Annotated in this window: 20 protein-coding genes and 2 pseudogenes; 9 read left to right on the top strand and 13 right to left on the bottom strand. The window is 70.0% G+C overall.

The window, feature by feature from the left end; genetic code table 11:
• Window positions 1–56: 56 nt before the first annotated feature.
• From ACSYGN_RS36850 to ACSYGN_RS36860, 3 genes are all read right to left on the bottom strand, one after another.
• Entirely contained in the window at window positions 57–1,529 is a 1,473-nt protein-coding gene (locus tag ACSYGN_RS36850; protein WP_460404411.1) for a radical SAM protein, read from the bottom strand.
• A complete protein-coding gene (locus ACSYGN_RS36855) occupies window positions 1,529–4,168 on the bottom strand; it encodes a glycosyltransferase (protein WP_460404413.1) in 2,640 nt (879 codons plus the stop codon). The genes ACSYGN_RS36850 and ACSYGN_RS36855 overlap by 1 nt, the downstream gene beginning before the upstream one ends.
• Before the next feature lie 283 nt (window positions 4,169–4,451).
• Window positions 4,452–4,835: a nuclear transport factor 2 family protein gene (locus ACSYGN_RS36860; protein WP_460404415.1), complete on the bottom strand. Its 384-nt coding sequence runs from the start codon at window positions 4,833–4,835 to the stop codon at window positions 4,452–4,454.
• 363 nt (window positions 4,836–5,198) lie between these two features.
• Here ACSYGN_RS36860 and ACSYGN_RS36865 point away from each other — a divergent pair, with 363 nt between their 5' ends.
• Both ACSYGN_RS36865 and ACSYGN_RS36870 read left to right on the top strand, forming a co-directional pair.
• A complete protein-coding gene (locus tag ACSYGN_RS36865) occupies window positions 5,199–5,990 on the top strand; it encodes an SDR family oxidoreductase (RefSeq protein ID WP_460404417.1) in 792 nt (263 codons plus the stop codon).
• 191 nt (window positions 5,991–6,181) lie between these two features.
• Window positions 6,182–6,364, top strand: a pseudogene (locus ACSYGN_RS36870) (IMP dehydrogenase); the annotation flags it as partial.
• Window positions 6,365–6,406: 42 nt separating this feature from the next.
• On the opposite strand, the pseudogene ACSYGN_RS36875 reads toward ACSYGN_RS36870, so the two are convergent.
• Window positions 6,407–7,255: pseudogene (locus tag ACSYGN_RS36875) on the bottom strand (helix-turn-helix domain-containing protein); the annotation flags it as partial.
• Window positions 7,256–7,474: 219 nt separating this feature from the next.
• Here ACSYGN_RS36875 and ACSYGN_RS36880 point away from each other — a divergent pair.
• A complete protein-coding gene (locus tag ACSYGN_RS36880; RefSeq protein WP_460404419.1) occupies window positions 7,475–9,058 on the top strand; it encodes a Na+/H+ antiporter in 1,584 nt (527 codons plus the stop codon).
• 73 nt (window positions 9,059–9,131) lie between these two features.
• Here ACSYGN_RS36880 and eda read toward each other — a convergent pair whose 3' ends face one another.
• From eda to kduI, 5 genes are all read right to left on the bottom strand, one after another.
• Window positions 9,132–9,797, bottom strand: a complete 666-nt coding sequence (gene eda, locus ACSYGN_RS36885) for a bifunctional 4-hydroxy-2-oxoglutarate aldolase/2-dehydro-3-deoxy-phosphogluconate aldolase (protein ID WP_460404421.1) — start codon at window positions 9,795–9,797, stop codon at window positions 9,132–9,134.
• Complete coding sequence (locus ACSYGN_RS36890; RefSeq protein ID WP_460404423.1) at window positions 9,794–10,852, bottom strand: sugar kinase; 1,059 nt, start codon at window positions 10,850–10,852, stop codon at window positions 9,794–9,796. Before ACSYGN_RS36890 ends, eda begins: the two co-directional genes overlap by 4 nt.
• 190 nt (window positions 10,853–11,042) lie before the next feature.
• Window positions 11,043–11,813, bottom strand: coding sequence for an IclR family transcriptional regulator (locus tag ACSYGN_RS36895; RefSeq protein ID WP_460404425.1), 771 nt, complete (start codon window positions 11,811–11,813; stop codon window positions 11,043–11,045).
• A 65-nt stretch (window positions 11,814–11,878) separates the two neighbouring features.
• Window positions 11,879–12,625, bottom strand: a complete 747-nt coding sequence (gene kduD / locus ACSYGN_RS36900; RefSeq protein ID WP_460405748.1) for a 2-dehydro-3-deoxy-D-gluconate 5-dehydrogenase KduD — start codon at window positions 12,623–12,625, stop codon at window positions 11,879–11,881.
• Between the two features lie 176 nt (window positions 12,626–12,801).
• Window positions 12,802–13,656 carry a 5-dehydro-4-deoxy-D-glucuronate isomerase gene (kduI, locus tag ACSYGN_RS36905; protein ID WP_460404427.1) on the bottom strand — a complete coding sequence of 285 codons (855 nt, stop codon included), beginning with the start codon at window positions 13,654–13,656 and terminating at the stop codon, window positions 12,802–12,804.
• Window positions 13,657–13,777: 121 nt separating this feature from the next.
• On the opposite strand from kduI, the gene ACSYGN_RS36910 reads away from it, so the two are divergent.
• Window positions 13,778–15,406, top strand: a complete 1,629-nt coding sequence (locus ACSYGN_RS36910; protein WP_460404429.1) for an L-lactate permease — start codon at window positions 13,778–13,780, stop codon at window positions 15,404–15,406.
• Between the two features lie 93 nt (window positions 15,407–15,499).
• Here the strand turns inward: ACSYGN_RS36910 and ACSYGN_RS36915 are convergent, their stop codons facing one another.
• Together ACSYGN_RS36915 and ACSYGN_RS36920 are read right to left on the bottom strand one after the other, a co-directional pair.
• Window positions 15,500–15,865 (bottom strand): hypothetical protein, encoded by a 366-nt coding sequence (locus tag ACSYGN_RS36915; RefSeq protein WP_460404431.1) that lies wholly within the window; start codon window positions 15,863–15,865, stop codon window positions 15,500–15,502.
• Between the two features lies 1 nt (window position 15,866).
• Window positions 15,867–16,316, bottom strand: coding sequence for a TetR/AcrR family transcriptional regulator (locus tag ACSYGN_RS36920; RefSeq protein WP_460404433.1), 450 nt, complete (start codon window positions 16,314–16,316; stop codon window positions 15,867–15,869).
• Window positions 16,317–16,615: 299 nt separating this feature from the next.
• On the opposite strand from ACSYGN_RS36920, the gene ACSYGN_RS36925 reads away from it, so the two are divergent.
• From ACSYGN_RS36925 to ACSYGN_RS36940, 4 genes are all read left to right on the top strand, one after another.
• Entirely contained in the window at window positions 16,616–17,656 is a 1,041-nt protein-coding gene (locus ACSYGN_RS36925; RefSeq protein WP_460404435.1) for a tetratricopeptide repeat protein, read from the top strand.
• Window positions 17,653–18,690 carry a polyprenyl synthetase family protein gene (locus tag ACSYGN_RS36930; RefSeq protein ID WP_460404437.1) on the top strand — a complete coding sequence of 346 codons (1,038 nt, stop codon included), beginning with the start codon at window positions 17,653–17,655 and terminating at the stop codon, window positions 18,688–18,690. Before ACSYGN_RS36925 ends, ACSYGN_RS36930 begins: the two co-directional genes overlap by 4 nt.
• A 174-nt stretch (window positions 18,691–18,864) precedes the next feature.
• A complete protein-coding gene (locus tag ACSYGN_RS36935; RefSeq protein WP_460404439.1) occupies window positions 18,865–19,263 on the top strand; it encodes a hypothetical protein in 399 nt (132 codons plus the stop codon).
• 2 nt (window positions 19,264–19,265) lie between these two features.
• Window positions 19,266–21,095 carry a caspase family protein gene (locus ACSYGN_RS36940; RefSeq protein ID WP_460404441.1) on the top strand — a complete coding sequence of 610 codons (1,830 nt, stop codon included), beginning with the start codon at window positions 19,266–19,268 and terminating at the stop codon, window positions 21,093–21,095.
• A gap of 1 nt (window position 21,096) precedes the next feature.
• Here ACSYGN_RS36940 and ACSYGN_RS36945 read toward each other — a convergent pair whose 3' ends face one another.
• Both ACSYGN_RS36945 and ACSYGN_RS36950 read right to left on the bottom strand, forming a co-directional pair.
• The gene (locus ACSYGN_RS36945) at window positions 21,097–22,137 is read right to left on the bottom strand and encodes a zinc-dependent alcohol dehydrogenase (RefSeq protein WP_460404443.1); all 1,041 of its coding nucleotides are present in this window, start codon (window positions 22,135–22,137) and stop codon (window positions 21,097–21,099) included.
• 256 nt (window positions 22,138–22,393) lie between these two features.
• Entirely contained in the window at window positions 22,394–22,942 is a 549-nt protein-coding gene (locus ACSYGN_RS36950) for an AMIN-like domain-containing (lipo)protein (protein WP_460404445.1), read from the bottom strand.
• Window positions 22,943–23,138: 196 nt separating this feature from the next.
• Between ACSYGN_RS36950 and ACSYGN_RS36955 the strand changes: the two genes are divergently transcribed.
• Window positions 23,139–23,762 (top strand): DUF1707 SHOCT-like domain-containing protein, encoded by a 624-nt coding sequence (locus ACSYGN_RS36955; protein WP_460404447.1) that lies wholly within the window; start codon window positions 23,139–23,141, stop codon window positions 23,760–23,762.
• Window positions 23,763–23,800 lie beyond the last annotated feature (38 nt).

Below are 23,800 nucleotides of genomic sequence, written 5' to 3' on the forward strand. Positions count from 1 at the left end.
CGCCTTCGCTTCTTCAGCGGGGGCGGGCCGATCCCGCCCTCGGCACCCTGCGGACCTCAAGCCGGCAGTTCAGCCGGCTCCGCCATGAGCTCCGTGTTGATGATCGCCTCCACGAGGGTCTCCCCCACCGGGGTCAGCGTGACCGTGCCGGCGCTCTTGTCCGGCTCCAGCAGGCCCCGGCGGCGCAGGGAGTCGAAGGTCTCCCGCCGTCGGGGGGAGAACAGCGACGCGCCGGGAAAGCGCCGCCGGTGAACGTCCTCCCGCACGGGTTGCAGCGTGGTCAGCGCCATGTTCACCGCCCGCGTCTGCTGCCCCTGCTCGGTGAACGCGGTGGCGGAGCCGAGGGGAATCCGACCGGCCTCGACCGCAGCGCCGTACCGCTGCCAGTCGACATCCGTCATCCCCTCGGAGCGGCGGCAGCTGGAGCTGCCGCCGAGGCCGATGGCGACCTCGGGCTGCTGCTGGTCCTGGTCGGCCATGATGGACTTCCATTTCTCCGGCCCGGCACCGGGCCGGGCGAAGTACATGGTCGGATGCTCGATCCAGCCGGCCTCCCGCAGCCCGCCGGTGAGGATCTCCCGCATCTGGTACTGCTCGCCGAGCGTGGGCCAGCGGTGCCCCCGGGATTCCTGGCGGGCGCGGTACTCCGGAAGCTGCCAGGCCGCGGGCTGCACCCCGGAGACCCCGGTCCGGGTGTCACTGAAGTCGCGCAGATGCAGCTTGGTGCACACCACGGCGGTGGGCTGGTGCTCCAGCACGGTGTCGAGATCGCGTCTGACGCTGTCCAGGGTCTGGTCGAGCAGGCCGTACATCAGATCGATGCCGGTCCGGTCGAAACCGGTGGCCTTCGCCCGGCGGACGAAATCCGTGCAGGCGGCCGCGGTGTGCTCGCGGCCGCTGAGGCGCAGCACATGGTCGTCGAACGACTGCACCCCGCTGGAGACCTTGGTGCAGCCGAGTGCCGCGAGCAGTTCCAGCTTCTGCGGTGTGAAGGTCGTGGGGTCGCCCTCGAAGCGGACCGTCGTGCCGCGGCCGAAGGCGAAGTTCTCCCGGTAGAAGTCCAGGAGGCGGCGGATCTCGTCGGCGGGCAGCAGCGAGGGCGTTCCGCCAAACACGTTGAACTCGCCGACCGGTGCCGTGGCCAGGTGCGGAACCCTGCGCAGCCACAGCTGGGCCTCCCGGATGTTCCAGTCCACCCACTGCGCCGCCCGCCGGGCCACCTTCTCCTGCGGGCCTTTGACGATGACGACCGGGTACTGGCAGAACCGGCAGCGGTAGGAGCAGGTGGGTATGTAGGCCCACAAGTGGATCGGTGGGGTGGCGCGCAGTTGCCCGTCGAGGTCGTCGAGGAAGCGCTCGGGGTCGTAGTCCTCGATGTTTCCCGGGAAGACGTGGGCGCCGAACGGGTCTTCCCGCACGTACTCCAGCAGATGCCGGTTCCCGGGCGCGGCGAGGGCGTGCACGGCGGCGGGGACCGGTGCGGCCGGGTCCAGCGTCAGAAGGGAGGCCAGCGCGGGGTCAGCGGTCATCAGAACACACCCCCGTTGCCGAAGTAGTCGTGTGCCTCTCCGGATTCCCGGTCCTCGCAGTAGTACGCGACGAACTCGCTGAACCTCTCCCGGGGGATGTCCTCCAGGCAGGCCGGCAACGGTGGCGGGTAGCCGATGTCGTCGCCGACGGCCGCCCGCAGCCGCTCGAACAGGCGGTCGGCGAACTCGAAGTACAGCCGGAACGAAGGCGTCTTGTAGGCGTGGATGGGGGTGAGGTCCACGATGCGCATCTCGTCGAGGATCTCGTCGACCCGCTGCCGCAGGGCATCCGCGAGGGACGTGCCGAAGAACTCCCGTACCGGCGCGGTCGCGAGCAGGCCGGGGTCGAGCAGCACGGGGAGCAGCAGGTTCTTGGGCGTGAAGTCCTTGATCGAGAAGTCCCAGGCGCGGCGTGCCTCGTCCTCGGTGAGATCGCGGGCCGGCGCGGCGCCGGCGGCGCAGGTTCCGGGACGGATGTCGCGCATGACGATGGTGCCGTGCGTTCCGTAGGCCTTGCCCTCGATCACCTCTTCCAGGGCGTGGTCCACCCGGCGGGGGTTGATCTCCACCAGGGAGGCGGGGACATACACCCGGCTGCCGCCGAGCGCCGAGACCTTGATGCCGAAGTCCCAGTCGTCGGAGAGGTGGTTGACGAAGCGGCCGTTCTCCACCTGGTAGAAGATCTCGATGCCGCCCGCCCGGTCGTGCGCTTCGCGTTCGACGGCGAACCCCTTCCCGTCGGGGAAGCCGCCGAAGAGCGAGAAGGCCGCTTCCCGGCAGCGCAGCGTGCGCGAGATCGCGTCCCACAGCCGGGGCCGGTCTTTGAAGTGTTCCTCGCGGTAGAAGTAGGTGCACACTCCGATGGCGGCGCCGCTGTCGTCCATCGCCTCCACGAGCGTGGACAGCCACATCGGATCCACTGGGCAGTCGGCGTCCGCGGAGACCAGGTAGAACCGTTCGGTGCCTGCGCCTGTGCGTGAGTCGTCGGCGGGCTGCAAGGCGGCGGGTCGTCCGGCGCTGCGTTCGGCGGCGAAGCGCATGCCCGTGCGGCGGGCGCAGGAGACGCCTTGCTCGGGTTCGTGGACGATGTGCAGGGCGAGGTCCGGATGCTCCGCCGCGAAGTGTTTGGCCAACGCCACCGTGTCGTCGGTGGAGTTGTTGTCGACGAGCACGATCTCGTAGAGCTCCGGGTCGAGTCGGCCGTCGCGGTCGCGCTGCCGGTGGAGCGACTCCAGCACGGCGGGCAGGGCGGCTGCCTCGTTGTACACCGGGAGGATCACGCTCGCGCGGGTCCGGGCGCCCATCGGGGTGAGGACGAGGCGGTCGAGCATGCTCGCGGCGGCGGACCGTCCGAAGTACCGGGTGCCCAGCCGGTGGTTGTGCTCTGCCGTGGCGGACCGAAGGGTCTCGTCGTTCATCAACTGAGCCACCTCGTTCACGAATCCGGGAGTCGGGAGGTCGTCGTGCAGGACGGGTGCGCGGAAGCCTTTGTCGCCGTACACGGTCGGATAGAGCTCGTACCCGCTCGTGATGTAGGGCACTTTGGCGGCGATGGCCTCCCCTATCGGGTTTCCGTAGCTCTCGTAGTCGTAGGACGTCAGGAACGACACCAGATCGGCGTGCGCGAGCAGATCGCGGACGGAGTATCCGCCGCCGGCGGGCGCGCCGATCGCGTCGGTGTCCGGCGCGAGCCAGCCGCCGAAGACGACCCGGCCGGCGACGCCGAGCCGGTCGGCGAGCGCGGTCAGCCGCCGGTACTCGTAGGGGTCCTCACCTGTGTCGCCCGCCACGAAGAGACGGACGTCGACCGTCCTGGCGAGCTCGGCGACCAGGTGGATGTCGCGGTCGATGCGCTTCTGCGGGATGATCCGGGTGGTGCGCGCGATCAGCTGGGCGGTGTCGGGTACCGCATGGGCGGCGCGGAAGAACGCGTTGCCGGGCCCGACCGTGGCCGCACGGTGGGGAAAGGCGTTCGGCAGCACGTCGACGCACCGTACGTGCGGCGCCCAGGCGCGGGTCAGCGCCCTCGCCTGCTCGTGCAGCACCACGTACCGCACATGGACGGAATCCAGCAGCGGCGGGACATTCGGGTACGGCGGGCTGCCGTACTTGCCGCTTCCCGGCTCGCTCTGCCACATCAGGTCGTGGTCACGCCACAGCACGAAGCGGCCAAGGCGGTGCCGGGTGCCGTAGACGACGATCGCCTGTTGCAGGGCACGGGTGACCATGATGTTCTCCGGCAGGGTGCCGTTCTCCACCAGTACCCGGGTGACACCGAGCGATTCCCACAGCGCCAGCACCCGTTCGCACAGGGCATCCGCGATCCGCTCCACCTCCGGCATCAGCCGCAGGTCGCCCTTCTCCACCACTTCCTGGAGGACCGCGGTCGCCAGCGAGGCGTCGTAGCCGTCGACGGTGTCGAGAGCCGGGAGCCGCGACAGCCGCACCCATGGCGGCAGCAGCCGGGCCTCGTCCTGGTAGGGGACGAAGAATCTCCCCTTGTCCGCCTTGATGTCGTAGCCGAGGTCCAGATGGACCTCATAGCCCCGCTCATGGAAGTGCCGGGCGGTCTTCGCGAATTCGACGACCACTCCGGACAAGGGTGTTGCATCGAAGGAAACGCCCCACAGAACCGCCATGCCCCGCTCCACCTCCAGCACACCTGCCGGTTCCCGGCTGTCACTGTCTCGGTAGGCATCAAGGCCGTCGCGTTGTCCGGAGAGCGGTGTCCAGGGGCCCCTCCCGCCTGTCGGCGCCTTGCCCGGCGAGCAGACGCTGCGCCTGTGAAGCAGGACGGCTGCCGAAAACATCGGACTTGCCGTGCCGAAGCCGGTCCCACCCGCCGCCGTCCGGGCCTTCCTTCAGTACGCGTCACCGCACAGGCCCTGTCAAACGCTGTCGGAACGCTCCCGCCGGTGCGGGCTACCAGGTTGTCGCGACGGCCCGGAGCCCGGTCCAGGTTTCGCCGTCGCGGGCGTAGTCCATCGTCAGGCGCAGCCGCCAGTCGGCGTGTGCGCCGTACACCGTCGCGTCGGTGACGATCCGGCCGACCAGGTGGGCGTTGTCGCCCTCGACCTCGACGGTCACGTCCTTCTCGTCGGTCCCGTGGTAGACGAACCGGCCGGCGCGCATCTGCGCGAGCCACTCGGCCTTCGGCTGTATGTAGCCGGTGATGTGGGTCAGGGTGAAATCGTCGTCGAGGAGGTCGTCGAGAGCATCGGTGTCACCGTCCGTCATGGCCTGGAGGTACGCGCGGTAGGCCATGACGACCTCGTCGTGATCGGTGGGGGCGGGCTGCGTGGGCATGAGGTGACTCCGGTGGGCTTTGAGCGGGTCAGGCACGGCTCCCTCGGGCGTCAGGAGCAAGAGACCGTGCCCGACGTCGGAGCCGGCCTCACGTGTCATGCCCTCCAGTGTGGATACGCCGTCATCTGCGCGGGAGCCGTCTGAGGGGCCCCGTCACTCCCCCGAACAACACTCCCTGGCACAGCGCGGCCTGCCACATTGCGCATCGCTCCGACAGGCTTGATCCGGGTGGGAAGACGACGCGGCACGGCTCGCCGTCGTCCTCGTCGCGGCCTCCGCGGCCCCACCCGCACACGACGTCCACACCCCGTAACCACCCCCACCACCCACACCCCATTCCCGCTCATGGCAGAAGGAAGATTCATGACAACCGCACCCATGACCGTCCTGGTGGTCGGTGCGACAGGCAGCATCGGACGCCTCGTCGTGGCCGAGTCGATCGCGCGGGGGCACACCACCCGTGCCCTGGTACGCGACGCCGCCAAGGCCCGGCGCCGGCTCCCGGCGGAGACGCAGATCGCCGTTGCCGACGTGACGCGGCCCGGCACGCTGTCGCAGGCCGTGGCCGGCGTCGACGCCGTCGTGCTGACCCTGGGATCCGACGGCAGCGCGCATTCCTCGCCGGAGGACGTCGACTACGCCGGAGTGCGCAACATCCTGGCCGCACTGTCCGGGCAGACGCCCCGCATCGCCTTGATGACCGCCATCGGCGTCACCGCTCGCGGCAGCGCGTACAACCATCTCCTCGACTGGAAGCGCCGCTCGGAACGGCTCGTCCGCGCCAGCGGTCTGCCGTACACGATCGTGCGGCCTGGCTGGTTCGACATGAACGCCCCCGACGAGCACCGGCTCGTTCTCCTGCAGGGAGACACCCGACGCTCCGGTACCCCCTCCGACGGCGTCATCGCCCGCGAACAGATCGCCCAGGTGCTGGTGCGGGCCCTCACGGCTCCCGAGGCGGTGCGCCGCACCTTCGAACTGGTCGCGGAACGAGGCCCCGCCCCCAGCGACCTGATCCCGCTGTTCGGAGCACTGGAACAGGACGTGCTCGGGGCCCTGGACGGGGTCCGGGACGAGGCCAACATGCCGCCGGCGCGGGAGCCGCAACGAGTCCGCGACGACCTCGACGCGCTCGGGACACCCACCGACGCCTGACCGCTACGGCTGACCAGGTCACACGTCACCGCGACCCTGACGACCGCCTCCCGGAAGAGAGCCATGGAACTCCTCAAGCACCTGCCCACCACCAAGGCGCCCGCCGACTGGTTCACCGGAGACGTCTGGTTCGACGTCGTCTACGCCGGCGAAGAACCGTCCCGGATGCGCGCCAACATGGTGCACTTCTCATCACCCTCACGGGCGGTGTCGCCCCGGCACGCGCCTACATAGAGGAGTTGCTGCCGGACGTCCTGGAGGGCCGGATCGAGCCGGGCCGTGTCTTCGACCGCACCGTCAACCTCGGCGAGGTACCGGACGGCTACAGGGCCATGGCAGACCGCGAGAACTTGAAGGTCCTCGTCAGGCCATAAGGCCATAGAACCATCGACTGTGTACTCGGACGTCTCCGACGTGTCGAGGAGCACCAGCTTGTCGTGGTCGGGGGTGCCGGGCTCGGCGTAGTAGGCGATGAACCGCTGTCCCTCGGTGCCTTCCAGTTGCATGGACTGGTAGCCGGGGGTCAGGTCGCCGACCTCCGGGTGGTGGAAGGTCTTGCAGCCGTGGGTGTGCCAGCGTACGTCGTAGCGCTCCCACAGATCGGCGAACTTTGGGCTTCTGCCGAGGAGTTCGGCGACGAGGTCCGTGAGGTCGGGGGCGTCCGGGGTCAGGCTGTGCAACGCCCGCAACCGGCCCACGACCGCGCGGAGCTGTTCGTCCCAGTCGTCGAACAGCTTGGCGGCGGCGGGGTGGAGGAAGACGTAGCGCACCACGTTGCGCTGGTCGGCCGGCCAGTCCGCCATCCCGGCGAACAGCCGAAGCCCGCCCGGATTGCAGGCCAGGATGTCCATGGTGCGGCTGATCACGTACGCAGGGAAGGGTCGCAGGCTCTTCAGCAGCAGCTCGATCCCCGGCCGCACGGTCCGAGTGGGCGGGGTCGCGGAGTCCACCGGCGCGCTGCGCGCGGCCCGGGCGGCGAGGTCGCGCAGGTGTTCATGCTCGGCCGGGTGCAGGCGCAGGGCGCGGGCGAGGGCGTCCACGACCGAGGGGCTCGGGTTGGCTTCCTTGCCGCGCTCCAGGCGGACGTAGTAATCGACGCTCACCCCGGCGAGCGTGGCCAGTTCCTCGCGGCGCAGTCCTGGGGTCCGCCGTAGTCCGGGCCCGGCGGGCAGACCGGCCTCCTCAGGGGTCACCCGGGTACGGCGGGCCCGCAGGAAGGTGCCCAGTTCCGAGCCGCCCTTGCCGTTCTGCCACTCACGTGCCATGCGTTCAGTCTGGCAGGTCACCCCCGAGGGGGCCATGAGCTGGGGAAAGTCCCGTGGCCGTGAGCTGCTGCGGGGGCCGCATGGGGGCCCTGTCACACCCCCGAACACCGCTCCCCGGCACAACGCGGCCTGCCACTTCGGGCGCGGTGCCCGCAGTCTGGTTCACGGGCCGGTGAACTGCGCAGGTGGCCACCCCACTGATCCGCCAGGAGGAACACGGTGCTCGGTCTGGAACTTGTCGTGGTCCTGGGAGTTGCGGTCCTGCTGGCCGAAAGTATCGGGCGGCGTCTGAAGGTCGCCCCGCCGGTCCTGTTGCTGATCACCGGTGCGCTGCTGGGCTTCATCCCCGCCTTGCGCGAGGTGCATCTGCCGCCGGAGGCGGTGCTGCTTCTCTTCCTGCCCGTCCTGCTCTACTGGGAGAGCCTGACCACCTCACTGCGGGAGATCCGCCGGGATCTGCGCGGCATCGTGCTGCTCAGCACCATGCTGGTCATCGGCACGGCCGGCGCCGTGGCCGCCGCGGCGCACGGACTGGGACTGCCCTGGGGGCCGGCCTGGGTGCTCGGCGCGGCCGTCGCCCCCACCGATGCCACGGCCGTCGGCGTACTCGCCCGGGCGCTGCCCCGCCGCAACGTCACCCTCCTGCGGGCCGAGAGCCTGATCAACGACGGTACCGCCCTGGTCGTCTACGGCCTCGCCGTCGGCATCACGGCCGGCGAGCAGCACTTCACCGTCGTGCACGTCGGCCGACTGTTCCTGGTGTCCTGTCTGGGAGGAGCTGCCGCCGGAGCATTGACCGCGTGGCTCGGCATCCGGCTTCGTCGCGTCTTCGACACACCGCTGCCGGGCAACGTGGCCACGATCCTGACCCCGTTCACGGCCTTTCTGCTCGCTGAACTCGTCCACGCCTCCGGTGTGCTCTCCGTCGTCGTCGCCGGACTGATCATGAGTCAGTCAGGGCCTCGCATGGTGCGGGCCGCCACCCGCCGGCAGGCGGAAGAGGTCTGGTCGCTGGCCACCTTCCTGCTCAACGGCTCCCTCTTCGTCCTCGTCGGTGTGGAGGCGCAGTCGGCCGTGCGTGGTCTGACCGGTACCGATCTGACCCACGCCCTGATCGCCGTCGGCGCCGTCTCGGCGGTTGTCGTCGCCGCGCGCTTCGCGTTCCTCTTCACCGTCCCCTACCTCATCCGCCTGCTCGATCGCCGTCCGCAGCAACGACTGCGCCGCATGACCTACCACCACCGGGTGGTCAGTGCCATGTCGGGCTTCCGGGGAGCGGTGTCGCTGGCGGTGGCCCTGTCGGGGCCGACCGCCGTGGACTCGGGTGCGCCGTTCCCCGACCGCGACTTCATCGTCTTCGTCACCTCCGGAGTCATCGTCACCACGCTGGTCGTGCAGGGCCTGCTACTCCCGGGCGTGATCCGCTGGGCCCGGCTGCCCCGTGACACCTCCGTGGAGGAGGAGCGCCTCCTCGCCGAGACCACCGCCACCGAGGAGGCCCTCAAGGCACTCGACGACGTGGCCGCCGACCTCGGCACCGACCCCGACGTCGTCGACCGCATGCGGCAGGAATACGAGACCCACCTCCAGGTCGTGCATACGGGCGGCGGGACCGACCACGAGGACGCCCTGCGCCACGACCGGCACTACACCGCCCTGCGCCTGGCCCTGCTCACCCGCAAACGCGCCACCGTGCTGCGTCTGCGCGACGAGAGCGAGATCGACGACACCGTGCTGCGCCAGGTGCAGCGGCTGCTGGACATCGAGGAGGTGCGACTGTCCCGGCGCCGGACGACCGAGTGATCCCGGCCCCGTCGCGACGCCCCGCAGACCGAACCGGCGGTGGGGGGCCGATCACCTTCGGCGACGGATCACGTCAGCCCGTCTCGGCGGCGTGCTGCCCGAGGGCGGCAGCGCCGCGGGCCAGCGCTGCCACGGCGGTCCAGTCACCGGCTCGCACCGCGGCGCTCGGCAGCATCCAACTGCCGCCCACACAGGCGACGTTGGGCAGCGACAGATACAACGGTGCGTTGGACGCCGTTATCCCCCCGGTGGGGCAGAACCGCACCTGGGGCAACGGTGAAGCCAGTGCCTTCAGATAGGCGGCGCCGCCAGCGGCCTCGGCCGGGAAGAACTTCATGTCGGTGACGCCCTGTTCCAGGAGGGCCACCATCTCCGAGGCCGTGGCCACCCCGGGCAGGAAGGGAACCCCGGTGTCCCGCATCGCCGCCACGAGCCCCTCCGTCGCGCCCGGGCTGACCAGGAACCGGGCTCCCGCGGCCACGGCGCCGCGGGCCTGCGCCGTGGTGAGCACCGTACCGGCCCCCACCACGGCGTCCGGAACCTCGGCGGTGATGGCCCGGATGGCCTCGACGGCGGCACGGGTGCGCAGTGTCACCTCGATCGCCGTCAGGCCGCAGGAGACCAGGGTGCGGGCGAGGGGCACCGCCCTGGCGGCGTCCTCCAGCACCACGACCGGCAGGACGGGGGCCATGTCCAGCGGTGAGCAGGGTGATGAGGGGGATGGGAGTGTCGAGGTCATCGGGCGTCCTCCGGGTGGTTCGAGGCGGTGCCGCACACGGAGTCCGCGCCGGCGGCCGGTCGGGGTGCGGGGGTGTCCTCGGCGCGGCACGCGCGCGGGGGCAGAACGGTGGCAGGGAGCAGGGCACCGCGGTGGCCGATCACCTGGCCCGCGAGGGCGCCGGCGCTGCGGGCCGCCGTGAGCGGATCGGACCCGGTGAGGCGGGCAGCCAGATATCCGCCGTTGAAGGCGTCGCCGGCCGCCGTGGTGTCCACGACCGAGGGGACCGCGGCCACCGGGACGGGGCGTGGGCGTTCCCCGTCCCACACCACGCAGCCGCGGGCTCCGTCCTTGACCACGACCTCCCGGATGCCGAGGCCGGCCAGTCGCAGGACGCTGTCGGTCGCGGTGCCGTCGCCGAACAGCGCCGCTTCGTCGGCGAAGGTCGGCAGTGCGATCGTGGTCAGCCGCCAGGCGGCCGAGACCGCCGCTCGGGCGGTGTCGTGGTCGGGCCACCCGGCAGGGCGGTAGTTGCTGTCGAACACCACGTCGCTGCCGCCGGCGCGCGCCGCGCGGAGTGCGGTCAGCAACCGGTCGCGGGCATCGGGCGGGAGGATGTGGAGCGTGATCGCCGACAGGTAGACCACGTCGTAGGCCTCCGGCAGTCTGTCCACCTCCGGCGGGCACAAGGGGCCGAAGAGCCGGCGGGCGGCGGACTGCGAACGGTAGTAGGTGAAGGTCCGTTCGCCTTCGGTGTCGGTGTCCACCAGGTACAGCCCCGGCAGGGCCCCGTCGATCCGCCGTACGGGCCCGGTGCCGATGCCTTCCTGCCGCAGGGCGGTGACGATGCGTTCGCTGTAGCGGTCGGTGCCGACCATGGTCAGGTAGTCCACCTCCACCTGCCCGGGATCGGTGCAACGGGCGAGGTAGGCGGCGGTGTTGAAGGTGTCGCCCGCGTATCCCAGGCGCAGCGTGGAGTCGTCCAGGTGGATGAGTTCCGTCATGCACTCGCCGATCGCAAGGACACGCACCGGTCGGCCGGGACCGGTTCGGGGACGGGAGGCGTCCGGCTTCATCAGGGCTCCTTGTTCTGTTGCATGGAACGATATTCCATCACGTTGATTGCAGTGGGGCAAGGCAGGGAAAGATCGTTTTGTCAGAGCAGGCTGAGCAGGGTGGAGACCGCGATGGAAGGGCGGCCCGCCGTATGCGGGGGCCGCCGTTCAGGAGTGATGTGCCGCCGGGAGTGAGCCGTCCGGCGACCGGTCACCGGTCGGCGGGAGCCGGGGCGCCGAAGGAGTGGGAGATCTCCTCGCCCACCTTGACGACCGTCCCCGCCAGCTCGTCCACCGGCCGGTTCCACGGCTCCAGGGTCAGGGTGGAGATGCTGACCCCGCCGACGGCCTTGCCGGCATGGTCGAAGACGGGCGCGCCGAGGCAGACGATGCCGTTCTCGTTCTCCTCCATGTCGAGGGCGTAACCGCGCTCCCGGATCGTCCGCAGCTCCGCGACGAGGGCGTCCTCGTCGGTGATGGTGTGGGCGGTGCGCCGTTCCATCCCGGCGCGGCGCACCATCTCCCGCACCTCGGCCTCATCCGTCCAGGACAGTGCTGCTTTGCCTACGGCGGTGCTGTGCGGCCGGATGCTCATGCCCACCCGGGACGGCATGTGGTACGGCCTGCTGCCCTCGACCTTGGCCACGTACACCACGTCGTCGCCGACGAGCAGCCCGAGGTGGACGGTGTACCCGGTCTCGTGCTGCAGCTTCCGCAGCGCCGCATCGGCGTAATGGGCCGGTTCGAAGCGGCCCAGCAGCTTGCTGGACAGCGTGAGGATCCGCGGACCGCCGAGGTACCGGCCACCGCCCACGTTCAGTGCGAACTGGTGATCCACCAGTACCCGAAGAATGCGGTGCACGGTGGACTTGGGCAGGCCGGTGGCCTCGGCGATGTCGGTGACGCGCTCATGGTCGGCGAGCGCCTCCAGGACGGTCAAGACCTTCTCCGAGGCATTGCCCCCACCTGGATTGCTCTTCACTGGCTGACCGTCACCCGTCGTCCGTCCGGGGCGCCCGTCGCGGGAGCCCGCTCATCGTGGCATTATCACCGCGCCATCCATCCACCGTCGACCACGAGCACATGACCGTTGACATAGTCGGATGCCGGGGAGGCGAGGAAGACCGCTGCCCCCACGATATCGTCCGGACTCCCCCAGCGACCTGCCGGGATGCGCTCCTTGATCTCCCTCTCCCGTTCGGCGTCGGCGCGCAGCGGCGCGGTGTTCTGGGTGGCGATGTACCCGGGCGCTATCGCGTTGACCTGGACTCCGCGCTCACCCCACTCATTGGCCAGGGCCTTGGTCACCCCGGCCACCGCGTGCTTGGTGGCGGTGTACGAGGCGACGTTGATACCGCCCTGGAAGGCCAGCAGCGAGGCGGTGGAAATGATCTTGCCCGAGCCGCGCTCGGCCATCCTCCGCCCGAACGCCTGGGACAGCAGGAAGACCGCGTCCATGTTGACGGCCACCACCCGCCGCCAGTCGGCGTACCGGACCTCGGCGGCCGGCGCACGGGAGATCATGCCCGCGTTGTTCACCAGGATGTCGATCTCATAGCGGCTGGTGAGGTCCTCGGCGAGCGCGCGAATGCTTTCCGGGTCGCCCAGGTCGATACCGACCGACTCGACCTCGGCGCCCGCGGCGCGAGCCGGTGCGGCGGTCTCCTCCATGTCGGCACTCAGGCCGACCAGGACCAGGTCCGCTCCGGCCCGGGCCAGGCCGATGGCGATGGCCTGGCCGATGCCCGTTCCCGCCCCGGTCACCAGGGCGGTACGTCCGGTCAGCGAGAACAGGCCGCCGAGTCCGTCGGCCGGGCGCGCCGCGTTCTGCGTGGACTGCGCGTTCACTGCGTCGCCTGTGGACTGCGCGTGCACCGCGTTCTCTGCGGACTGCGTGTTCACTGCGTCGCCTGTGGACTGCGCGTGCACCGCGTTCTCTGCGGACTGCGTGTTCACTGCGTTCACCACGGTCACCGCATTTCCGTGACGGCGACATGGTCCATGTCGTCGAAGGTCTGGTCCTCGCCGCCCATGGCCCACACGAACGCGTAGGAGCGGGTGCCGAACCCGCAGTGCACCGACCAACTGGGCGAGATGACCGCCTGTCCGTCGGCGACGATGATGTCCCGGGTCTGGTCGGGGCGGCCCATCAGGTGCACCACCCTGGCGTCGGCCGGGAGGTCGGTGTAGAGGTACGCCTCGGTACGCCGGTCATGGGTGTGGCACGGCATCGTGTTCCACATCGAGCCGGGTTCGAGGATCGTCACACCGAGTACGAGCTGGCAGCTGCGGATGCCGTTCTCGTGGATGTAACGGCGGATGACGCGGTCGTTGGAGCCCTCGCGGCCGCCGAGCCGCTCGCCCTCGGTGTCCGACAGCCGGGCCACGCTGGTCGGGTGGGCGGTGTGGGCGGGTGTCGAGACGATGTAGAAGCGGGCCCGTCCGTCACCGTCCCCGTCGGTGCTGGAGCCGGGATCTGTGGCGAACGTCACGTCACGGGCCCCGCGTCCTATGTAGAGACAGTCCTTGGTGCCGAGCGGGTAATCGGTGCCGTCCACCGTGACCGTGCCGGGCGCCCCGACATTGACCACGCCTGCCTCACGGCGCATCAGGAAGTACTCGGCGCGCAGCGGGTCGAACGTGGGCAGGGTGACCGGGGCGTTCACCTCCGGGCTGGTGCCCGCGAGCACCAGCCGGTCCTGATGCGTGTACACGGCAGCCACCCGGCCGGAGGGGAACAGGTCCTCGACCAGGTAATGGGCTCGCAGTTGCTCGGTGTCGAAGCCCGGGACCTGCTCCGGGTGTGTCGGATGACGAACTTCCATGATCTGCCCCTCATTTCGCGGGATCGCTGGCTACACGGATCAGTCTATAGTCCATCCTACGGACTCGCGTTCCGTGTGACAGAACATCCGGAGGCCGCTCCAACCCGCACTTGAGGTGATCATGTACACCCAAGACTTCGATCCGACGGGATCGTTGTTCCTCTCCGCGCTGCTAGCCCTGCTCCCCCTGGTCGTCCTGCTCGTCCTGCTCGGCGGAATGCGCCTGAAAGCACACTGGGCCGGACTCGCCGGCCTTCTTGTCGCCCTGGGGGTGGCCGTCCTCGGCTACTCCATGCCGATCGGTCAGGCCCTGGACTCGGCCGCGTTCGGCGCGGCGTTCAGCGTGCTCGCCATCCTGTGGATCACGTTCAACGCCATCTGGATCTACAACCTCACCGTGGAGACCGGCGACTTCCACACGCTGCGCCGGGCGTTCGCCTCGGTCAGCGACGACCGCCGTATCCAGGCCATCGTCATCGCCTTCGCCTTCGGGGCGCTGCTCGAAGCACTGGCCGGCGGCGGCTCCCCGATAGCCATCTGCGCGGTGATGCTGATCGCTCTGGGCTTCAGCCCGCTCAAGGCCGCGGCGCTGACGCTCGTGGCCGACACCGCCCCGGTGGCCTTCGGCGGCATGGGCAACCCGATCACCATCATCGGCGCGACCACCGGTCTGGACGCGGACCAGTTCGGGGCGATGGCCGGGCGGCAGACCCCGCTGCTCGCCGCGCTCGTTCCCTTTGTGCTGCTGTACATGGCCGACGGACGGCGGGGTCTGCGCCAGGTGTGGCCCGCCGCGCTGACCGCCGGACTGTCGTTCTCCACAGCGCAGTTCGTCTTCTCGAACTACTTCGCGTACAAGCTCACCGACATCTTCGCGGCGCTCGTGTCGGTCGGTGCCATCCTGCTGCTGAACCGCTTCTGGAAGCCGGAGCCGGCCGATGGGCAGGACGGTGGCCTGGCGGAAGCCGGCACCAGCGACGAAGGGCGCGAGGAGCCGGAGAACGTAACGGACTCCACGACGGACCGGATCCGGGCCTTCGCCCCCTACGTCATCATCGTGCTGCTCTTCTCGCTGGCCCAGATCGACTCCATCAAGAATTGGCTGGCCAAAGGCACCTACAGCTTCGCCTGGCCGGGGCTGCACATCCTCAACTCGCACGGTGACCCGGTAACCACCGACTACGTCCTCAACTGGGCGTCCCACACCGGCACCCTGCTGTTCATATCCGGTCTGCTGACCATGCTGGTCCTCAAGACCGGCCCGGGTACCGGGATACGTGTCTACGGGCAGACCATCCGCCAGTTCGGCTGGGCGATCTTCACCATCCTCTGTGTGTTCTCCCTGTCGTATGTGATGAACCAGTCCGGACAGATCGTCACGCTGGGCCAGTGGCTCGCCGGTTCGGGCGGCTTCTTCGCCTTCCTGTCACCGGCCGTCGGCTGGTTCGGCGTCGCCATCACCGGCACGGACGCCGGGGCCAACGCCCTGTTCGGCGGGCTCCAGGTGACGGCGGCCCACCAACTGGACATCTCCCCCTATCTGTTCGGTGCGGCCAACTCCACCGGCGGGGTGATGGCCAAGATGATCTCGCCGCAGTCACTGGCGGTCGGTGCGGCGGCCGTGGGGATCGTCGGGCAGGAGGGCACCCTGTTCCGCCGGGTCTTCGGCTGGAGCATGCTGCTTCTGCTGATCACCGCGATCCTTGTCTATCTGCAGTCCACCCCGGTACTCGACTGGATGGTGGTCTGACATCCGCGCCGCGGTGACGGCCCTTGGAGGGTCCGTCACCGCGCACCGACCTCGACGGCTCGTCACCCCGGAGTGCCGGCCGTCAGCCGCGTCTCAGCCGCGGGTGATGGATCTCTCGATGAGGGCGACAGCGGCGCGAGGGTCGTCGACCTCGATGACGAGGCGGTCGTAGGTCTCGGCGTCCGCGAGTTCGATGACGATCGCCTTCTCCGGGTTCTTCACCTGCCAGAAGACACGTTCGCCGTCGTGACGGAAACTTCCGGCGATGATCACGCCGGGCAGATGGGTACCGCCGACCCGGAAGCCCTTCGGTTCGTGGACGATGCCGGGGTCGTGGGTGGCGCCGCGCACATGGGCGAGGGGTATCTCCAGGCGGCTCTTGAGAGTCCAGAGCTTGTCGAGGCCCTGGAATTCGGCGGCCAGAAGGCCGTGTTCGCGATCGATGGTGATCCGGGCCATGTCAAAGCTCCTTGGGGATGTCGGACTGGGCACGCAGGCGCAGGCGGGCGCCCAGGACGGTGGAGGCGATCTGAGGGGCAGCCTCACCATGGGAGGGCCGCAGGGCGTCTTCCAGTGCGGTGAAGGCGTCCGCGACCAGCGCGGCGACCTCCGGGTCCTGGGGGGCCCGTTCCGCGGCGGCCAGGAGAAGGAGGCCGGCGGCCGGGCCGTCGTCGTACGAGGCGATGGCCTCGGCCAGGGCCTGCGTGGGGTCGGTGAGGGCAGCGACGGCGGTGGCGGCCGGGCGGATCTCGCGGTCGAGGTGAGTGCGCAGGGCGGTCAGATGCAGATTCCGTTTGGAGCCGAAAACCTTGTACAGACTGCCCCGGTGGATACCGGTGGCGGTGACCAGGTCGTCCACCGAGGTGCCCTCATAACCGCGAGCGGCGAAGAGGGCGGCCGCGGTCGTCACGGCCTGATCCGTGTCAAAAGCACGTGGTCGTCCCATGTCGCCGACCCTACGACGTTAAAGAACGATCAGTCAAGAACGATCGTTCCTTTACGCGGGCGAAGCGAGCTGCCGCCCGACGACGGCGATCCGATTTCATCCCGCGGGCAACCCGTCAGGCGCTGATCACGTCTTGATCCGTGACAGACGGCACCCTGACCCCAGCGGGTCGAGGGCCATTTCCGGCCCTCTATACACTCTGTGTATACATGCCGCGTATACATGCTGTGTATAGGAGTGCTCATGCAGACCGAAAGGCATCCATGTACGGCAAGGCATTCGCCCCGGAGTATCAGGGCGCCCTCACCACTCTCTCCGTGAACTCCTCGCTCACCGACGTACTCTCCGCGGGCACCAAGGAGTTGGAGGCGGCGCAGCGTTCGGGGCGGCACGGGGAGGCGGCCCGCTGCGGGCTGGCGGTCGCCGAGGCGTGCCGCCGCCTGGGGCAGGTCGGGGACGCGGACCGGGCGTGGAAGGCCAGTTACCGCGCGGCGCGCGCCGCCGAAGACACCGCCGCTATGGCCTGGGCACTGTGGAGCGGCGGCACGCTGGCCCGGCAGCGGGGCGCGTTCCCGCTGGCCTGGCGGCTTCTGGGGCTCGCGGCCGAGTTCGGCGAGCGCGGCGGCGATGTCGTCGTACGCGGGTACTCGCTGGCCGGACTCGCGGAGACCGGCCGTATCCAGGGCGACTACGAAGCGGTCGGCAGGCTGCACGAGCAGCTGCTGGCCGAGGCCCGCCGGCGGGGCGAGGCACGGCACACCGTGTGGGCGCTGGAGGGCATCGCACAGATCCACCGGAACACCGGCAGGTACGACAGTGCGTACGCCTTGTTCGAGGAGGCGGCCGAGATCGCCGAACGGGCCGACGACCGGCGCGGACACGCCTGGGCGCTCCGCGGGCTCGCCGACGTCGTCTCCGTACGGGACGGGGACGCCGAGCGGGCCCTGGCCCTGTTGTCCGAGGCGGAGGCGACGTGCCGCGCGATGCACCTCTCCAGCGCGCTGGCCTACAACCACAAGATGCGCGGCAACGTCCTTTACCGGGCCGGGCGTCACGCCGAGGCCAGGGATCTGTACGAGCAGGCCCTGGCGGAGTTCCGCGCGATGAACGAGCCGCGCGGAGAGGCGCTGTCCCGGCTCGGACTGGCCAAGTCCCGGGCCCGGCTGGGCCACGACCTCAACGAGATAGGGGCCGAACTCGTGCGACTGGCGGCCGAGTTGGAGCGGATCGGGCTGCGTCACGCGCGGGAGATGGTGACGCGCGCGCAAGAGGAGTTCGGTATCGCGGCGGAGGCCGTCCGATGACGGCGGCGACCACGCCCCTGCGGGCACCGGCCGCGGTGGCACATGTCCTTGACCGCTGCCGGGCGCTGGTACGCCCTGCCCTGGCCGAGGCCGTCGAAGGGCTGCACCCCTGGACGCGCGAGATGGCTGCGTACTCCTTCGGCTGGTGCGAGGTGGGCGGCGCGCCGGTCTCGTCGTCCGGCGGGAAGGGGGTGCGCCAGGCCCTGGCCGTGCTCGGCGCGGAAGCGGTGGGCGGTCCCGGACGGGCCGGGGTGCCGGCGGCCGTCGCGGTGGAACTGGTGCACACCTTCTCGCTGCTGCACGACGACATCATGGACGGCGACCCGGCCCGGCGATGCCGTCCGACCGTGTGGAAGGCGTACGGAACCGGCCCCGCCGTGCTGGCCGGTGACGCGCTGTTCGCGCTGGCCGTCGAGACCCTCGCGGCGGCATCCGCCGGCCCGCAGGCGGTGCGTGTGCTGTCCACGGCGCTGGGCGACCTGGTGCGGGGACAGGCCGACGACCTGCTGTTCGCCGGGCGTCCGTGGACGGGTCCGCGGCGGGTGCGGCCGGAGGAGTACCGGCTGATGGCCGAGCGCAAGACGGGTGCGTTGCTGGGCTGCGCCACGGCGCTCGGTGCGCTGCTCGCCGGGGCCCCGCCGACGACGGCCCACGCACTCGACCGCGTCGGCCGGCAACTGGGCGTCGCCTTCCAGATCGCCGACGACGTGCTGGGGATCTGGGGGGATCCGGACGTCACCGGCAAGCCCGTCCACGCGGATCTACGGGAAGGCAAGAAGACCCTCCCGGTGCTGGCCGCGCTCGCCTCCCCGGCTCCCGAGACCCGTCGGCTGGCCGTCCTTCTGGAGCATGCCGACGCTCCCGGCGAGACGGCCGCGCTGATCGACGCGATGGGCGGCCGCTCCACGGCCCTGGCGCAGGCCCGCCGCCATCTCACGGCGGCGGAGGCGGCCCTCACGAACCTGCCGCTCGAGCCCGGCCCCGTCGACGCCCTGCGCACACTCCTGGACTTCCTCGTGTGCCGCGACCTCTGAACACACTTCCAGTGCTTCACGAGCCCAGTCCCGGGCTCACCGTGCCGCCCGTCCCGCTGTGCAGGTGCGTACGATTTGCGAGCGCACGGCGGGCGGCACAGACTGGACGTAATGACGTAGAGCTACCGCTGGTCGACTCTGCGCCCTCTCCGAAGCGGGAAGGGGGCTGACCCGGTGGAGGGTGAACTGCGGATCCTCCTTTCCGAGGAGGGTGCGGACGCCGAGGACGTGGCCGATCTGACCGGCTATCTGCTTGAGGAACTGCTCCAGCTCGACGTGGACGACGTGACCGCCGCGCCCGGCGAGGCGGCTCCACCCGGCGCACGCGGCATGGACGTAACGCAGATCGGCGAACTGCTGGTGACTCTGGGGCGCGCGCCCGGTGCGCTGAACCAGGTGATGACCGTGCTCCGTGGCTGGCTGGGCCGGTCCCGGGAGCAATCCCGGGAACAACGTCCCTCGTTGCGTGTGGCGTTGGGCGACGACGTACTGGAGATCTCCGAGGCGACGAACGAGCAGGTGACCGCGGCGTTCGACATCTTCGTCGAGCGCCACTCCACGACGGGGGCCTAGCCATGGGCGAATCCGATGTCCGGCACGCGCTCATCATCGCCAACGAGCGCTACGACGACGAGGGGCTCAAGAAGCTCCGGGCACCGGCGCAGGACGCCGCCGCCCTCGCCGAGGTCCTGCACGATCCCGAGATCGGCGACTTCGAGGTCGATGTCGTGCACAACGCATCGGCGGACACGATGCGCCGACGTATCCAGGGCTTCTTCAACGACCGCCGGCGCGACGACACCACAGTGGTGCACTTCTCCTGCCACGGCATCAAGAGCGAGGCCGGAGAACTGTACTTCGCCGCCACCGACACCGATCCCCGGATGCTGGACGCCACGGCCGTCCCGGCCCATTTCGTCCGCCACTGCATGTCCCGCACCCGGGCCCGCAGCACCGTCCTGTTCCTCGACTGCTGCTACGGCGGAGCCTTCTCCCGAGGGGCGTCCTCGGTACGCGCGTCCGGTGACGTGAACGTCCTCGAATCCTTCACCGCCACCAAGCCGCCCGGCGGGCGGGGCTGGGCGGTCATCACCGCGTCCAACTCCATGGAGTACGCCTTCGAAGGCACCGAACTCGCCGAGAACTCCGAGCCGCAGCCATCGGTGTTCACTCACGCGGTGGTGCACGGTCTGAAGACCGGCGAAGCCGATCTCGACGAAGACGGCGAGATCTCCCTCCACGAGCTGTACGACTACGTCTTCGAACACGTACAGGACCAGAACCCCAACCAGACGCCCAGCCGGACCGTGGAGATGCAAGGGGAACTGCATCTCGCGCACAATCGGCACGGCCGCATCAAGATCGCGGCAATCCCCACTCCGCCTTCCCTGCTGGCCGCCGTCGACAGCGACAACGCCTACACCCGGCAGGGCGCCGTCCTGGAGCTGCGCTCCCGGATGTACAACGACTCCCTCGGTATCGCCGAAGGGGCGCGCCAGAACCTGGAGGAGGTCGCCCGCAACGACATCCGGCAGATCGCCTACGAAGCGAGCCAGGCCCTGCGCGAGATCCGCCTGGCACCCTCCTCCGACCACCTGGACTTCGGCACGTTGCCACAGGGCTCGGCCCCGCCGCAGCAGTCGGTGACCCTGGGCGGCCCGCCCCTCGCCCGCCACTGCGTGGCCCAGTCCACACAGTCCTGGCTACGGGTCGACCCCACCACGACCGGGCTGAACGTCCGCGTGGAGACCCGCACCGAGGGCCACCTCGCCGGGGACGTCGTGCTGAAGGGCGTCGCCGACGAGGCGGTGATCCACGTCGAGGCGGTGGTGGAGCCGGAGCACGAGGACGAGCACGAGCCCGTTCCCGGGCCACCACCGACCGACGGCCCGCCCGAGCCGCCGAAGGACCAGGAGACGGTCGTCGTCCACACTCCGCCGCCCAGGCCAAGCGTCCCCCCTCCGCCGGCGCCGAAGCAACCGGCCGGCCCTGCGGAGCAGCCGACGCCCGTGGCTCGGACCTGGCCAAAGCGCGCCCCTGCCCTCGCCGCTGCCGCCGTCGCCATCGCCACGGCCGCGGTCATCACGGTCGTACTGGCCGCTCAGGCCGCGGTGGAAGCCGTGGTGGAGCGAAGCCATGACGGAGAGGGAGGCAGCATCGCGGTGGTGGTCAACGAGCACGGGGTGTTCACGCCGCTCACCATTTCCCTGTTCACCGCCGCTGCGGCACTCGTCCTCGGCGCGCTCGCCCGGCACGAACTGGACAGCCGACGGGAGCTCTACGCGAAGTCGGCATCGAACGTTGTGCAGCCTCTGACCTCCGTGACGAAAGGCGTGTCGCTCACGGCCCTGATCCTGGCCGTCCTCATGCTGGTCACCTACCTGGTGGGCAGCAATTGGTGGTGACTCAGGGCACGACGACGTACCGCACGGGCCGGTTGTCGTGTGCGAGTTCCTCCAGCGCGTCGGGGACGCCGTCCAGCGGGACCGTCTTCTGCACGAGCCCCTCGGTGACGAGCAGCCCGCGTTCCATGAAGGACAGGACGGTCCGGATCTCGTCCTCGGTGTAGGCGAACGAGCCGCGGACGTCGATCTCGAACAGCTGGATCTGGATCGGGTTGATCGTCGAGAGCGGTTCCGGTGTCGTGCCGAGGATCATCAGCTCCCCACCCGGGCGGACGAGCCGCAACGCCTCGCCCACCGCGGCCGCGCTGCCCGCGCACTCGTAGACGATGTCCGCGCTGCGGCCGCCGTGCGCGTCGCGGTACCGGGCGGCCAGATCGGCCTCCTCGGCCGGGGACAGTGCGAGGTCGGCACCGAGGCGCAGGGCTGTCTCGCGCTTGAGCAGCGAGCGGTTGACCGCGGTGATGCTGCCGGCGCCGGCGACCTTGAGCAACTGGACCATCGAGAGGCCGATCGCGCCGACCCCGACGACGGCGACGTCCATGCCGGCCTGGAACTGCGAGCCGCGCAGCCCGTGCCAGGCTGTGGAGAAGATGTCGAAGAGGACGGCGGCCTCGTCCGTCACGGCGTCCGGGACCTTGACGAGCTGGTGGTCGGGGTGGCGCGCGAGGACGTACTCGGCGTAGGCACCCTGGGTGCCGGGCCCGATCCCGGGCGTCCTCTCGAAGCCGTGCTCGCAGAGGGTCGACCGGCCCGCCCGGCACGGCGGGCAGCCCTCCGGGCACAGCCCGGGCGCCCCGATGACGACGCGGTCACCGGTCGTCAGTCCGGTGACGCCGGGCCCGAGCTCGGCCACCCTGCCGACGGCCTCGTGACCGAGCACCGTACCCGGAAAGAGCACGCCTTCCTCCTTGTAGGCGTGCACATCGGTGCCGCAGATGCCGCACATCGAGATCTTGACCAGGACCTCTCCGGGACCGGGCTTCGGCGTCGGGATCTCGACGAGGCCGACCTTGCCGGGGCCGTCGTATCGCACTGCTTGCATGGGACGCGTCTCCTCATCGCCGACCGGCCGTCCGGACATGCCGAACGATCGTCCACCGCGGTCGGATGAAGAAATCCAAATCTCGCATAGAGCCCGGCCACCCGGTGACTTACCGGTCCTGCAGCGATGACTTACCGGTCCTGCAGCCGTCCTTGCCCTTCGCGCACGAACCCTTCGCGCGCGAAGCCTCTGTGGCCCGCGATACGACAGGGGCCACAGAGACGATCACGCAGCATCCGTCATCGACGCCGCGCGGTCACCAGGTGTGCGCCACGTCCACCACCACCCGGTCGGGCAGTACGAGCACCCGGAACGGGAGCTTGGCCCGGACCCCGAGTCCGATGTGGGTGGCCCCGTCGTAGTAGCCGCCGAACTTCGCGTCCCGGAACGTCTGGTAGCCGCTGAAGTCCAGACCCGGCAGTGGATCCGCGAGCTCGACCGGGTACTGCGACTGGTCGACCGGCGCGGTGATCTCGACCTCGATGATGGCCCCGCCCTTCACAGGAATTCCTGTCTGGGACGGGACGTGGGCGAAGCCGGGCACGTACTGCACCCAGTACATGGCCGGATCGGCCGTGGTCATACCCGGGATGTCAAAGACCATCCGGTCGTAGCAGGTGTGACGGCCGGTCCGGACATTTGCCAGATCCCCGGTCATCGCGAGCGATCCCGGCTCCGACTTCGCCATGCTCCCCCAGCCCGTCTCGCAAGCGGTGGCCTGCGACGTGGCTGCGACGGCCGGCGCGGCGCCTGCCCCTGTCAGTACCAGCGCCAGCGTCGCCAGCACCGTTGCCCAACGTCTCATCGGTGAACAACCCCCTTCTGCTCCTTGTGCGGTGCACATCCACGCCGTGTGAGACAAAGAGGGCAACAAAATGGTTGGAGGCGGCAACCGCAATGTTTCAGACATTCGTGCCGGGCCGGATTCCCCGCGTTCGTGCAGGGAGTATCCGTCGTTCGCGCTCGCCTGGGGTGCGGGTCGGGCCGTAACGTACATGGTCATGAGCATCGAGGAGCCGAGCGACCGAGCGGGGCGCGATCCGCGTCTGCTGCGTCTCTCGCATGCGGACCGTGACCGGATGGTGGAGATCCTGCGGGATGCGGCGGCGGACGGCCGACTGGACATGGACGAGCTGGAGGAGCGGGTGGAGCTCGCTCTCACAGCGCGCACCTTCGCGGATCTGGAGCCGCTCGTGGCGGACCTGCCGGTCGCGGCGCCTGCTCCGCCGACCGTCCGTGCGCCGGCGCCGACGGCCCCCGCGGACGAGGAGGTGCAGCGGTGGCAGGTGCACGGCCAGCAGCTTCGCCGGGAGGGCGCATGGATGGTGCCGCGCATCATCGAGCTGGAGGTGCACGGCGGCTCGGCGCGGCTGGACTACACCGTGGCGCGGCTGCCGGAGGGCGGGCGGAGCACGCTCCGTGTCTCGACGCACGGCGGAAGTGTGCGGCTGACGGTGCCGCCGGGGATCGCGGTGGACCTGAGCGGGATCTCGACGCACGGCGGACGGGTCCGCGACAATGCCTCACGGCACACGGTGCCCGGGGCGGCGGTGACGCATGTGATCACGGTGACGGGATCGACGCACGGCGGGAGCGTGCGGGTGGAGGCGTCGGACACGAAATAGCGGGCTGAGCCGTTGCCGTGCGCCCGCCCACGCGTCGC

The organism is Streptomyces sp. YIM S03343, from assembly GCF_054729195.1.